Annotated in this window: 14 protein-coding genes; 2 read left to right on the top strand and 12 right to left on the bottom strand. The window is 67.0% G+C overall.

What is annotated here, in order from left to right:
* Nucleotides 1-50: 50 nt before the first annotated feature.
* The 5 genes from ACIA5H_RS02960 to ACIA5H_RS02940 form a co-directional block, all read right to left on the bottom strand.
* Entirely contained in the window at nucleotides 51-257 is a 207-nt protein-coding gene (locus tag ACIA5H_RS02960) for an AlpA family transcriptional regulator (protein WP_062971012.1), read from the bottom strand.
* Between the two features lie 14 nt (nucleotides 258-271).
* The gene (locus tag ACIA5H_RS02955; protein ID WP_397073526.1) at nucleotides 272-1,912 is read right to left on the bottom strand and encodes a replication initiator; all 1,641 of its coding nucleotides are present in this window, start codon (nucleotides 1,910-1,912) and stop codon (nucleotides 272-274) included.
* A 77-nt stretch (nucleotides 1,913-1,989) separates the two neighbouring features.
* Nucleotides 1,990-2,415 carry a hypothetical protein gene (locus ACIA5H_RS02950; protein ID WP_397073524.1) on the bottom strand — a complete coding sequence of 142 codons (426 nt, stop codon included), beginning with the start codon at nucleotides 2,413-2,415 and terminating at the stop codon, nucleotides 1,990-1,992.
* A complete protein-coding gene (locus ACIA5H_RS02945; RefSeq protein ID WP_397073522.1) occupies nucleotides 2,412-2,663 on the bottom strand; it encodes a hypothetical protein in 252 nt (83 codons plus the stop codon). The genes ACIA5H_RS02950 and ACIA5H_RS02945 overlap by 4 nt, the downstream gene beginning before the upstream one ends.
* 11 nt (nucleotides 2,664-2,674) lie before the next feature.
* On the bottom strand, nucleotides 2,675-3,043 hold the full coding sequence (locus tag ACIA5H_RS02940) for a hypothetical protein (RefSeq protein WP_397073520.1): 369 nt from the start codon (nucleotides 3,041-3,043) through the stop codon (nucleotides 2,675-2,677).
* Between the two features lie 136 nt (nucleotides 3,044-3,179).
* Between ACIA5H_RS02940 and ACIA5H_RS02935 the strand changes: the two genes are divergently transcribed.
* Both ACIA5H_RS02935 and ACIA5H_RS02930 read left to right on the top strand, forming a co-directional pair.
* Nucleotides 3,180-4,013 (top strand): helix-turn-helix domain-containing protein, encoded by an 834-nt coding sequence (locus tag ACIA5H_RS02935; protein WP_397073518.1) that lies wholly within the window; start codon nucleotides 3,180-3,182, stop codon nucleotides 4,011-4,013.
* A 4-nt stretch (nucleotides 4,014-4,017) separates the two neighbouring features.
* Nucleotides 4,018-4,809, top strand: coding sequence for a protein phosphatase 2C domain-containing protein (locus ACIA5H_RS02930; protein WP_397073516.1), 792 nt, complete (start codon nucleotides 4,018-4,020; stop codon nucleotides 4,807-4,809).
* 585 nt (nucleotides 4,810-5,394) lie between these two features.
* On the opposite strand, the gene ACIA5H_RS02925 is transcribed toward ACIA5H_RS02930, so the two are convergent.
* From ACIA5H_RS02925 to ACIA5H_RS02895, 7 genes are all read right to left on the bottom strand, one after another.
* Nucleotides 5,395-5,793: a hypothetical protein gene (locus ACIA5H_RS02925; protein WP_397073514.1), complete on the bottom strand. Its 399-nt coding sequence runs from the start codon at nucleotides 5,791-5,793 to the stop codon at nucleotides 5,395-5,397.
* A gap of 356 nt (nucleotides 5,794-6,149) precedes the next feature.
* Nucleotides 6,150-7,202 (bottom strand): ABC transporter ATP-binding protein, encoded by a 1,053-nt coding sequence (locus ACIA5H_RS02920; RefSeq protein ID WP_356969405.1) that lies wholly within the window; start codon nucleotides 7,200-7,202, stop codon nucleotides 6,150-6,152.
* Nucleotides 7,199-8,752, bottom strand: coding sequence for an ABC transporter permease (locus tag ACIA5H_RS02915; protein WP_397073512.1), 1,554 nt, complete (start codon nucleotides 8,750-8,752; stop codon nucleotides 7,199-7,201). Before ACIA5H_RS02915 ends, ACIA5H_RS02920 begins: the two co-directional genes overlap by 4 nt.
* Nucleotides 8,753-8,754: 2 nt before the next feature.
* The gene (locus ACIA5H_RS02910; RefSeq protein ID WP_355073667.1) at nucleotides 8,755-9,777 is read right to left on the bottom strand and encodes an iron ABC transporter substrate-binding protein; all 1,023 of its coding nucleotides are present in this window, start codon (nucleotides 9,775-9,777) and stop codon (nucleotides 8,755-8,757) included.
* Nucleotides 9,778-9,885: 108 nt separating this feature from the next.
* Complete coding sequence (locus ACIA5H_RS02905; RefSeq protein ID WP_397073509.1) at nucleotides 9,886-11,163, bottom strand: metallophosphoesterase; 1,278 nt, start codon at nucleotides 11,161-11,163, stop codon at nucleotides 9,886-9,888.
* Between the two features lie 148 nt (nucleotides 11,164-11,311).
* Entirely contained in the window at nucleotides 11,312-11,722 is a 411-nt protein-coding gene (locus tag ACIA5H_RS02900; RefSeq protein WP_397073507.1) for a hypothetical protein, read from the bottom strand.
* An 805-nt stretch (nucleotides 11,723-12,527) separates the two neighbouring features.
* Nucleotides 12,528-12,929 (bottom strand): nuclear transport factor 2 family protein, encoded by a 402-nt coding sequence (locus ACIA5H_RS02895; RefSeq protein WP_379252157.1) that lies wholly within the window; start codon nucleotides 12,927-12,929, stop codon nucleotides 12,528-12,530.
* Nucleotides 12,930-12,957: the final 28 nt, after the last annotated feature.

Here is a 12,957-nt window from a genome sequence, read left to right as displayed (position 1 = left end):
CGGATACCAGCGATCCTCGATCCCGGAACGCGGGTTACGCCGAGTAGCCATCAGGCAGCCTCACCCGTGCCGGTCAGCCGTTCCTGCTCCGCGATCCAGGCCAGCACGACGGACTTGCGCCACACCCGCCGACGCGGACCCAGCTTGAACGATTCCGGGCCGCGACCGACGTGCGCCCACCACCGCCACGTCGCCTCCGGGATGCCGGTCAGCTCCTCGCACTGCTTCGCCCGGAGAAAGGTGTCGTTCTCACTCATTGGTCAGTTCCTCCCTATGCCGCCACTCGGTGTGTGAACGAATTTGGTTGTGCCGCAACGTCATCACCCGGTGGACCTCCGGTCGTTGCGAGCCGGGCCATCGTGTATTGCGCGTGCTGGCTGATCCGCGCCGAGACCAGCGCCATGACCAGATGCGAACGCGGCGGCGCGTCCTGGTCGCCGGGGCGGACCGGGGTGATACGCAGGTGCGAGGTGTCCGGCGGGATGATGCCGATCGCGGCGAGTTCGTTGCGTACGAACTCCAGGCGTTCGGCCTTGTGGTCGGGGAGGGTCTTGCCGCTCCACTTCGTGGAGGTCACGCAGCGCTTACCAGGAACGCCGAGCAGGTCACGGCGATGGTTGCGGCCCCGGCAGTGGCCCGGCTGGGTCTTCTCGGTGGCGCCCTTCGGGACGATGCCGTAGCGCAGCCATACTGCGCAGGTTGGTGAGCACGGGGTGCGCTGGAGCTCCGCGTGCAACCGGTCGTAGTGACGGTTCACGCGCGGACTGTCGGAGTCCAGGACTTCGGCCACGGACTTGGTGAGGTACTTCGTAAGATAGCCGACCTTGCGATCCATTTCCGGTGTGCCCGCGAGGATTTGAACCGCCTTGGACTGGCCACCGAACCGCAGCGTGTACGCGGGATCGAGTTCGTCAACCTCGTCCATGACCGCCAGGGCGTCATCCCAATAGGTCAGCGCCCGCTTCGTCTTCGGGTCTACGAAGGTGCCGGCCGCGTGATCCCAGACCGGCATGTTGTCACCCGTGTAGACCTCGCGGTCGAAGTGGGGCCACCAGATGTTGACGTAGGTCGCCGCAGTCACCTGATACAGCAGCTGGGTCGGGACCGAGCCCCGGATAGCCAGGTGCAGATGCGGAGCCCCGCGCTTCTGCGGTTCCACGCTGCCCCAGTACTGCACGTTCCAGCCCACCGCGCGACGCAGGTTCTGCACCCACCGGTCGAACAACCGCTTGATATGCATGATGTCGCGGGCAGCGCGAGCGTAGTCGTAGGAGTCCGGATCGACCGGGGAGCCGTCCGGCACCATCTTCCCGGTCTCTTCGTCACGGACACGGTTGATACGCCCATAGGAGCCCACGGTGAGGGTGAAGAACGTCGATGGCCGATACTTGCCGCCCGCGTAGGCGGTGCCGATCGTGGTGCGCGCGACCTTCTTGCGAGGAAGGTCCGGCAGGTCGTCACGGCGACGGGTGGACTTGGCCTTGCGACGCGGCTTGGCATCCAACGGCGGCAGACGATCACGCACACCGAGTTCCCGAAGCTCGGCGTCGAGGTCGGCCACCAAATCCTTGATGGCCTCAGCGAGTTCGTCATCGCCCTCGCGGCGAGCGTCGTGGTACAGGTTGAACTGATCGGCCCGCGTGGCCAGCACTTCGGCTTGTGCTTCGGTGACCACCGGTTCCGGTTGCACGGGTTCGTGTTCGGCGCACCAGCCCTCCCGCAGCTGGGTCACGCGCACGTACTTGTTCGCCTTCGCGCACGCCGGGCAGGTTGATGCCACGGTGGCCTTGCATGGAGCACCGACGTAGGAGACGCGGCCGGTGTTGGTGTCGAACGCGCGCATCGGCACCACGCGAGCGCACACGCCGTGCTGTTCGGCGACAGCTTCGGCGATATCCCGCAGGTCCGGCATTGCCCGACGCTCGGCGGCGGTTTGGCGATTCGGCGCGACAGCACCGACCGGTGCCGTGCCGATGGGCTGGGGTGTGGTCACAGGGCCACCGCCTCACCCGTTCCCGCGTCGAGGGCAACGACCGGCGTGACCCGCTTGGAGGCCACCGGCGGATGCATGTACTCGTAATAGGTGCGGTCGTTGTAGCTCGACCAATGCCCCGCCTCGGTCACCACCTGCCCCTTGCCGGTGACACCCAGCACCCGATGCACCGCCGGAGCGACGTGGATCAGGCCGAACGCGCACGTGCAGCCCTGCGGCCCAGAGAACGCCAACCCGGTACCGTCGCACAGACGGCACACCGCCCACACCGAAACCTCATGCAACGCAATGCAATCCGGGTGCTGGTAATCCGCCTCGCCGCACCAGATGCAGCGCCGGGCGAACGTCAACCGAGGCGGACGCAACGGCTCAGCGGCCCGGCCCCGCAGCGTGATCACATTTCCGCGCGTCTGCTCGCTCATGCCGACACCCCCACCGCGTCCAAATCAACCACCGTGTGTGTGACGCCCAACGCCATCCGCACGGCCGCCTCCAACACGTGATCAGGTGCACCGATGACCAGCTCCCACGCGTGGATCGAATGCCACGTGATCGGAGCCGAGAACCCGGTACGGGGAACCACCGCGTCCAACCGGGCGGCGAACGCTTTGCGCCCCAACCCCATCGATTCGCGAATCTCCATCAACAGCGAACCCCTGGGCGGAACCATCCTGTCGACCATCACGCCACCACCCCGTCACCGGCCGAACCCGCGCCCTCGTGACCGAACAAGGAATCGAACCGATCCCACGCCGCACCGATCTCCGCCCCCGACGACGACACCACCGCGACCGGCTCCGGCGCCACCAGATTCACATCCAGCAGCCCGCCCCAGCAGTCGCACCGCGCATGCGCGCACACCGGGTCGATATGACCCCGCACATAGCCCGTGCCCCCGCAATCCGGGCATAACACCCACTCCGACGCCGCATGCTGCGCGATGCACCCTGCCCGCGAACACCCCGCCGCCAAGCAGTAGATGCAGAAACCCGCGTAGTTCAAACGCGGCGGGCGGAGCGCGGCCGCGATGGTCAACTTTGGCGTAGTCATGATCGACCCCCTTGATTTAGTGAGTTGATACCCTCTCAACTCGAAATCCGGGCAAATACCGGGAGGGTTGAGGGGGTATTAACAGCGAGGCTACGCCCGGATGACGTTTGTCGTCAAGGGGTTCTAAACTCGATCTGTGGCTGGCATAGACGACTTCGACAAGGTCCGTTCAGATCCGGACCCGGTTCGCCGCGGACAGCGGGCAACCGACCTGATCACGCTGTACCAACAGCGAGCCACCGAGCTAGCGAGACTCCGCAAGGAGGCAATCGAAGAAGCTCGACAGACTGGCCTCAGTTACACCGAAATCGCGGAGCTCCTGGGCATCACCAAGAGTCGGATTAGCCAGATCAGAACGAGTGCGCCGCCGCCCGAGCGAGCATTCTTCGGCGTCGGTCCTGTCGCAATAGGTATCCCGCGACGCTTCGGTGTTGAGGAGGGCCGCGAACGCCCCTTCTTCGACGCGAGCGATCAGGCAACTCAGGAGCAGGTGGAGGCCACGTTGACTCGCCTAGCCCTAGCATCGTCGCGCTTCGCGATCGACCCCGACACCGAGCAGCCACCCGTAGGGGACGCGGTGGTGATCTGTGGCCCTAAGTCCGCCCCCGTTGCTCGACATCTGCTCGCCGCCGACGAGGCTCTCAGCTTCGAGAATATCGAGGGGACTTGGTACCTCATCGAGAAAGCCTCCGGACGGCGCCACGGCTCCCCGTTCCGCGCGGACCTCACCAGCAGGACTGATATCGGCTATCTCGCCCGTCGAGTCGAGGCCGGCCGCGTCATCGTCCACATCGCGGGCGTGACCAGCATCGGCTCTCTCGGTGTAGCTCACTGGCTCAACAACAACCTGCCCTCGCTCTATGAGCCGAGTGCCCGCTTCACCAGCGCAGTTATCGAATGCGACTTCGACACCGAGCTGTCCATAACCGACAGCCGTGCCCTCGCCGGACCTTTCACCACACGGGAGTGAGGCCGTGGAGATTGCAATAGCCGAGCTGCCTGCGCAAACCGGCGAGGACCGCGCCGTGATCTTTGAAACCGGCGTTGTCGTACTCGATGGTGCTACCTCGCATGATCCGAGCATCCCGCCCGCCACTCGATACGTTGACGCGCTGGGGCGCGAACTCGCTGACAGGTGCAGCCGGGAAACGAGCCTGCCAACGGCTTTAGCCGATGCGATCCAGTCCGCAGCAGACGAACTCGACCTACAGCCGTACTCGTCGCCATCCAGCACCGTCGCGGTCGTCCGTGTCAACAACGACGTGGTCGAACTACTAGTACTTGGAGACAGCACCATCGTCGTTGGTTGCACGAACGGGCAACACGACACAATCACCGATGATCGGCTGAATAATCTCTCGATATCCGAAGCATCTGAATACCAGCGCCGACTGGCCAAAGGTTCCGGTTACGACGAGACTCACCGCAGACTGCTCCAGGAACTGCAACGCCAGCAGAGAGCGAAGCGCAACCAGCACACCGGCTATTGGATCGCAGAAGCCGATCCGTCTGCCGCTGAACACGCAGTGACACTCAGCTACCCGCGTGATGCGATCACCTGGGCAGTCGTCACAACAGACGGAGCACGCGACACCATTGAGACGCTCGGTATCGAATGGTCCGAGATCGCAGCGCAATCGCCCGCGTCGCTTCACAGGATCCTCGCTCGATGCCACGAGTGGGAAGCCCACACCGATCCATACGGCCGCATCCTGCCCCGATCCAAGCGTCACGACGACAAGACGGTTGCAGTCGTTCGCCTATAGTTCGTGCCCGCACGTCCCGAAGTTGTTGCTGAATTTGGCTATATAGGATCAAGAGCGCCTGCGGCGGCGCATGCGCGCCGCCGCCGCGCTACGCCGCACGGCGGCGTCCTCGTCGCAGGCTCCTCGAACACCGGTGCGTCGAGCGCGTCGGCAGCACGCTTGCGCTCCGGAATGTCGCTCCAGGACACTCTTGCTCACTTCTCCAACAACCGAGCAGTGCAGGGCACGCCGGGAGCCGTACCCGATTGACCTCCCGCAGCCGAGCACGAATCGGCCGGCACTCTACCCGGTCCACCGGTTGTGGTCCCGTCCTTGGAGCTCCAGAAACAGCGGACCTCTGACCTGCACGATGAATTGCTGAACGAATCCGACGGCGGACGCCGCGTACGTGGAGCCTGGCTGGGTTGCGAAACCCCTGCCTCCTCATACGCCGATTGTCTCGCTCCACTCGGCCGAGTCAAGGGAAAGAGCGCCCTTGACACGACCGACTTCCGCTGAGGGCGGCAAGTATGAGGAAGCAGGGGAAGGGAAGTCACCCGGAGATGCCCCAGCTCGACGTGGGATGAACGGTCGGGCGACGAGCAGTCAGTTTGCGTCCAGACCTGTTCGTCGTCGAGCCTCTCTAACCAATGGGCTCACCTCGAACATCTCATCCGGGTCGGACGCTTCCAGGCAAGCCCAGTACTCGAACTGCTGCGCTATCTCAGGTGCTCTGGTCGCCTCCCACACCGTCACCAGGACGTCGACCAGTGGCTCCGTTTGCGCTGAGAGATCATCTCTGGCCGACTCGAGAACCAATTCCAGCAACCAGTAGCTCAGTTCCCAGTCCGCTTGGTTCGTGGTCAACAGATCGACGAACTCATCGAGTCGGTCCGGGTCGGACACTTCGATCGGCCAATCCTGCATCCAATCCTCGTAAGCAATGCCCGCCATTCGCGCTACACGCAGCTTCGAATCTCCGCCCGGATACATCACGTCACGCACGCAGCCGAGGGTAGCCATAAGCGAAGTCGGGGGCAGGGAAGGGCGGTACCCGCACATGCGAAATCGGCGGGGGAACATCGTCCACCGCCGAGAGTCGTCCGCATTCAGTCCGCAGTAGGCCCAACCTCAGCCAACCAAACCAACGTTCCAAACCGCTGTTTTCGCATGTCGCCTCGCAATGCCAACGTCAGCAAACGATGCCGTGACCTGCAACTTTCCTGGTCATAGAACTGCAAAGCCGTTTACGCGGGTTCAATTCCCGCCGCTCGCTCCAAACGTCCTCGGTGCTCGGTCACGCCACTGCCGAGCGCCGAGGCGCATCAGGAAGCGGCGCGTGGTCGTGACGCGATCCCGCTTCAGGCGGCTTGGTTCGGCTCCGAATACGCTACCGCCGATCCGATCACTTCCAGGCGAACCCGCTGCCCGGTGACGGGGGCCGCGACGCTGGCCCGGCGTACGAGAATGGGAGTGCCGGAACCGTCCAGTTCGATCGTCAGGATGACGTCGGCGCCGCGGAAGTCGACGGCGCGCACTCGGCCTGCCTCCGCCTCGTTCTCCGAAGCGACATGGGCGACAAGCTGTTCCGGTCGCAGCATGATCGTCGACGGCCCGCACGCGGCGTCGCGCTGCACCGGGATCCGGCCCAGCGCGCACTTGGCCACGTCGGCCTCGACCACCGCGTCCAACAGCACGCAATCGCCGAGGAACCGCGCGGTGAACAGGTCCTTCGGCGTCGCGTAGACCTCTTCCGGCGTTCCGACCTGGGTGAAGCGACCCTCCCGCATCACCGCGACCTGCTCGGCGAAACTGAGTGCTTCCTCCTGATCGTGCGTCACCAGAATGCTGGTCATGCCCGCCTCGCGCAGCGTGTCGGCCACCGCCTGCCTGGTCGTCGCGCGCAGGCCCGCGTCCAGCGCGCTGAACGGCTCGTCCAACAGCATCACCGACGGCTTGCGCGCCAGCGCGCGGGCCAGGGCGACGCGCTGCTGCTGCCCGCCCGAGAGCTGATGCGGTCGCCGGTCGGCATAGGACGCGTCCAGCGACACCATCTCCAGCAGTTCGTGCACCCGCCCGCGGCTGTTGCGGCGCATGCCCGGCAGCCCGTAGGCGATGTTCTGGCCGACGGTCAGATGCGGGAACAGCGCACCGTCCTGGGCGACGTAACCGATGTTGCGGCGCTGCGGCGGCACCGTTACCCGTTCACCGACAACGGTTTCCGTTCCGATCGACACCGAACCCGCATCCGGCGACTCGAATCCGGCGATCACGCGCAGCAGGGTGGTCTTGCCGCACCCGGACGACCCGACCACCGCGGTCGCGGTGTGATCCGGCACGTCGAGAGTGATCCCGCCGAGCACCCGGGTGTGGCCGAAGGTCTTCGAGACATCGGCGACGACAACGCGACTCATATCCCGGCCGCCTTCCGCGAGTTGGTGAACAGCAGGTACGTCACCGGCACCGCGGCGACGATCATGATCAGGGCGTACGGCGCGGCGCCGGCGTAGTCCAATTCGCCCGACAGGCTCCAGAACCGCATCGCCAGCGTGCGGGTTCCGTTGGGCGCCAGCAGCAGCGTCGCGGTCAGCTCGGTCGCCACGGCGACGAACACCAGTGCGGCGGCGGCAGCCGCGGCCGGCGCCGCGAGACGCAGCGTGACCAGGAAGAACGTCGCGGCCCCCGATTTGCCCAGCGACCGGGACGCCTCCTCCAGGCCGACCGGCACCTGAGCGAGCCCGGCCCGCACGCTGACCAGGGCGCGGGGCAGGAACAGCAGGAGATAGGCGGCGATCACCATGCCCGCCGTCTGGTAGAGCGCGGGCGCCCACCGGATGGTCACGGTCACCATGGCCAGCGCGATCACGATGCCGGGCAGCGAACTGGTGATGTAGTTGGCGCCCTCGACCAGTCGCGCGAACGCGGAGGTGGAACGCACCGCGATCCACGCGACCGGGAACGCGCACAGGGTGGTGAGCAGTGCGGCGACCGACGCGAGTCCGATCGTCTGCCCGAGCGCGTTGCCGATATCGGTGAGATCCCACACCGCCGCGCCGCCGATGCGCAACCAGCGTCCGATGGTCCACAGCGGCACGCCCAGCGCGCCCGCCGTCACCGCGACGAGCGCGGCCAGCACCGGCAACGTGCCGACGCCCAACCGGGTTCTGGTCGCGGCGCGCGGCGCCCCGCTGCCGATCCGCGCGTAGCGCGCCCGCCCGCGCAGCCCCGCCTCGGCCCCGAGCAGCGCCAGGCAGCACAGCACCAGCACACCGGCGAGCATGCTGCCTGCCGGACCGGCGAAGCTGGACTGGTACTGCTCGAAGATGGCCGTGGTGAACGTGTCGAACCGGACCATCACGAAGGCGCCGTACTCGGCGAGCAGATGCAGCCCGATGAGCAGCCCGCCACCGAGGATCGCCAAGCGCAGCTGCGGCAGCACGATCCGCGCGAACACCGCGACCGGACCCGAGCCCAGCGCCCGCGCCGACTCCTCCACCGCGGGATCCAGGCGGCGCAGTGTGGCCGCCGCGGGCAGATAGACCAGCGGGAAGTAGGACATCGTGGAGATCACCACGCCTGCCCACAGACCGTGCATGGTCGGAAAGACGCTCACCCAGGCATAGCTGTTGACGAACGCCGGAACCGCGAGCGGCGCCGCGAAAACCGGCCCCCACCAAGATTTCCCCGGCACGTCGGTGCGTTCGACCACCCAGGCCAGCCCGATACCGAGCGCCACGCAGATGGGCACGGTGCACACCACCAGCGCGGCCGTGTTCTCCAGCAGCTCACCGACTCTGGGCCGGAACACCAGCTCCTTCGCCTGCTCGAGGCCGGTGGAGAAGACCGTCGAAACGATGTATCCGAGCGGCACGAACGTCGCCGCCACCAGCAGCAGCGCGACGCTCGTGACCAGCGGCCCCGGCCTGCCGATCCGGGGCGCGGCGACAACGGTCCGGACTGCCACGGCTACAGCAGACCCGCTTCGGTCATCAGCTGCGTGACCTTCTTCGAGTCCAGCTTGGACGGATCGACCGCGGGGGCCTGCAGATCGGCCAGCGGCGGCAGCGCCGGGTTCGCGGCCACGCCGGCGGCGACCGGGTACTCCAGCGACGTGCCGTCGCGCAGCACCTCTTGTCCGGTCTTGCCGACGATGAACGCCAGGAACTTCTGTGCCGCCTCCTGCTTCTTGCTCGCCTTCAGCACGCCGCCGCCGGAGACGCTGACGAAGGCTCCCGGGTCCTGGTTCTTGAAGTAGTGCAAGGCGGTGTCGGCGCTGCTCTCCTTCGTGTTCGCCTGGTCGCGGTACCAGTAGTAGTGGTAGATGACGCCGCCGTCCGGGCTGCCGGAGTTGACCGCCTTCATGGTGGCGACATTGTTCGGGAACGGTGTCGCGTTCTCCTTCATGCCCTTCAACCAGGCGCGGGTGACGTCCTCACCCTTCAGCGCGAGCAGGGCCGCCACTATGGCCTGGAAGTCGGCGCCGGAGACGCCCGCGCCCCAGCGGCCCTTCCACTGCGGTTGCGCCAGATCCAACAGCGAGGCGGGCAGCTGACCGGGCTGGACCTTGTTCTTGTTGTAGACGAACACCGTCGACCGCGCGGCGACGCCGGTCCACTTGCCGGTGGACGGGCGGAACTGCGCGGGCACCTGCTCCAGGGTCTTGGCGTCCACGTCGGCGAACAGGCCCGCGTTCTCCACCAGCGCCATGGCGGGGGAGTTCTCGGTGAGGAAGACGTCGGCGGGCGAGGCAGCGCCCTCGGCGACCAGCTGGTTGCCCAGCGCCGTGTCGCCGCCCTGGCGCAATGTCACCTTGATGCCGGTTTCCTTGGTGAACTCGTCGGCCCACTCTTTGGTGAGCGATTCGTGCTGCGCGTTGTAGACGGTGATCTCGTTCGCGTTGTCGGAGGAATTCGAGCAAGCCGTGCCGCCGATGGCCGTCATGGTGAGGACCAATCCAGCGGCAATCGTCTTCCATCTGACCGGCTTCATCCTCGTCCTTCCGACCGCGTTACCCGTGCATATGTTGAGCCTTACCTAAGGAAGATACCGCGTCCGACATGCGGGAACCCTGGCAGATCTGGGGATTTCTCGCTGACGCTACGTCAGCCCCGAAAAGTCGCGCAGTGCAATGTGATTGCGGTCCGCGCAGGTGCCGAGCGTGTAGTCCGGCTGTAGTCCGAAGTACTCGCCGCGGGTGAGCGCGCTCCAGCGCCGGGCGTCCTCGGTGCGGGTCTTGTAGAAATTGACCATGTACCCGCCCTCGTAGAGGCGCAGCAGGCTGTAGCCGCCCGGGTACTCCTTGACCGCGGCGACCTCCAGGAACTCCACCGCGCACGGCGCGTCCGGCCTGGTGCGGCGATTGCGATGGGTGTGGCCGCTGTGTTGCAGGAAGACGCCGGGGCTGCGGGTGTAGAGCGCCTGCAACTCGGCGCTGTCGCGTCCGTCGAGCACGAAGCCGGGCCCGGCGAGGTTGGTCAGTCCGGACTCCGTCGTGACCGGGTGATGGCCGAATACCAGCGTCGGCCGGTCCGGATCGGCGCGCAGGCGTTCGGCGAGGTGATCGAACTGCGGGCGCTCGATGGAGCCGCCCGCGCCGTCGAGTCGGCTGGTGTCCAATCCCAGCACCCGCAGACCGCCGACCTCGTGTTCGACCATTTCCTGTCGTGCGGAGAAGACATCGGCCCAGCAGTCGCGGTGGTCGGCGGGCGCGGGGGCGCAACCGGCGTATTCGCCGCCGACGTGCGGCCGGTCGTGGTTGCCGCGCACGGCCAGGTAGTCGTGGCCGAGCGTGCCCCAGGAATCGAGGCGGGTCCGGATCGTGCGGGTGTCCTGCTCGGAGGCTTCGGCGGTCAGGTCGCCCGCGAGCAGCAGGAATTCGGCTGCGCGGTCGGGACGGCGCAAGTCGTCCAGCATCGCGGTCAGCATCACTTCGGGGTAGGGCGCGAGGCCGGGGCCCTGCCGGAAGCCCGGTGGCAGGTCGCCCGCGATCAGCCCGCTGACTTGCTCGCCGTAGTGCACGTCGTTGGACAGTGCCAGCGTGCGCAACCTGCGGCCGGGCGGCGGGACCAGGGTGGTGAACTCGCCGCGCGCTTCCGGCGCGGCCGGGTCGGCGGTGGTGAGCGAAAGCGCCGGTGTGGCGCGCAGGCCCGCGGACCAGGCTTCGAAGCGGTAGGCGCGGCCCGGCTCGAGTCCCGCTATCTCGGCGTAGTGGAAAGGGGTCGGGTGGTCGTCGGCGAAGACCTGGGCCGGGGCGCGCGGCGAGTCGGCGGGACCGATCCGCACCTGGCTGTCGGTGTCGACGGGCAGCAGCCGGCCGCCCGGGTCGGGCGCGAGCGTGGTCCAGGTGAGGATCACCGATGTGTCGGTGATCGTCACCACTTCCAAATCCGTCGCGATGGTCGTATTCGGTTGAGCGTGAACCGATTTCGGTCGACCGGCAAGAGGGAGCAGAGCGGCGAGGCCGAGCGCGCCGAGGACGGTCCTGCGGCTGGGGCCGCAGCAACTCACGCGTGGGTGCATGCGATCAGCGCGTGCCCTCCGGGGAGCAGACCTTCCACTTGCCGTCCTCTTTCTTCAGATGCTCGGTCGTGCTGGTTTCGGTATCGGGCTGCTCGCCCGGCACCGCGACGGTGAGTTTGCCGGTGACCTTCGCGGTCGCGGTGTCCGCGGTGACGACGATGTCATCGATCCTATCGATGGTGACCGAAACCGAGGTGCTGTCGAATTCCTTCTTCTCGCTCTCGGTCATCGCCTCGAACGCGGCGCGTTCGCGGGCGCACGCCTGTTCGGCCGCCGCGCGGAAGCCGCGCCTGTCGAGAGTCTCGTAGAAGTCGCGGATCGCGAGCTCGATCTTCTTCTCGTCCGAGGCGAGCGGACCTTTGCCCTGCGTGGTCAAGAAGATCCCGGCGATCAGCGCGCCGGCGATCACCAGCACGACTATCACCACCAAGCCGGCGATCAGGCCGGTGTGGCTCTTTCTGGGCTGTGGTGGGTATCCGCCGGGCGCGTAGCCGGGTGGTGGATAACCGGGCCCGGGCGGTGGATAACCCGGTCCGGGCGGTGGGAAGGGTTGTCCGGGACCGGGTGGTGGGAAGGGTTGTGCCGGTCCGGGTGGTGGAAAGGGACGCCCGGGTTCGGGCGGTGAAGGTGGTTGCCCCGGACCGGGTGGTGAAGGGGGTTGCCCGGGACCGGGCGGTGAAGGCGGTTGCCCCGGACCCGGCGGTGAAGGCGGTTGCCCCGGACCGGGTGGCGGGGAGGGTTGCACCGGCTCCGGCGGCGGAAGGGGTTGCTCAGGTTCGGGCGGCGGGGAGCCAGGGGGCGGCTGTTGCGGCTGCGGCGGTCGGTCATCCGGCGGTTGCCCGCCCGGTGGATTAGCCATGTCGTCCTCCGGTCTGCCCCCGGTGCCTGCATCGCTACGGCAAGGGCGTGCCCGGGTGACCGGAAACCAAACCAGACCGGATCGTTCGGTCAGGTGTGGAGCGGCCAGGCGGCGCTCGGCTCACGATCCGGTCCGGCGCTGGTGTCGTCTGCGCGCTGTGTGGGTGTCGGCGGGAGGGTGGTCGGCTTCTGGTGTGGTCTGGCGCTGGTGTCGCGTTCGGGGAGTGTGGTGTCGGCGGGAAGGTGATCGGCTCTTGATGCGATCCGGCGCAGGCGTTGCGTCCGGGCTGTCGGCGCGGATGTCGGCGGAATAGCAATCGGCCCGTGATCCGGGTTCTTGCGCGAGGTCGGCACTCGCGGCGTCAGGCGTCCAATGCGGCGCGCCAGCGTGCGGTGTCGGTGTACTGATGCAGGCGCGTGATGCGCCCGTCGTCGTCGACCTGCCACAGGTGCACGAACTCCGCTTCGTACTCGCGGCCGGTGGCGCGCGCCGCGCCGCGATAATGCCCGGTCACCACGACGGTGCCGTCGGTTGTCTCCTGCCACGTCTCGTCGTACGGCGCGGTGTCGAAATCTCGCGCGACCGGACCCCAGATACCCGTCATCGCCGCGATCGGCCCGTGGAAGGCGCCGCCCGCGCCGCACGGCATGCCCGGTGCGGTTCGCGCTTCGAACTCCGGATGCAGCAGCGCCAGGATCGCCGGTCCGTCACCGGTCTGCGTCGCGGCGTAGAAACCCTTGACCACCTCGAACTTCGCCGACATGTCGCTCTCCTTCTAATATGATCGTTCT

It is taken from the genome of Nocardia sp. NPDC051900, assembly GCF_044452545.1.
Classification (GTDB): Bacteria; Actinomycetota; Actinomycetes; order Mycobacteriales; family Mycobacteriaceae; genus Nocardia; species Nocardia sichangensis.
This window is presented reverse-complemented; position numbering and strand designations above follow the sequence as displayed.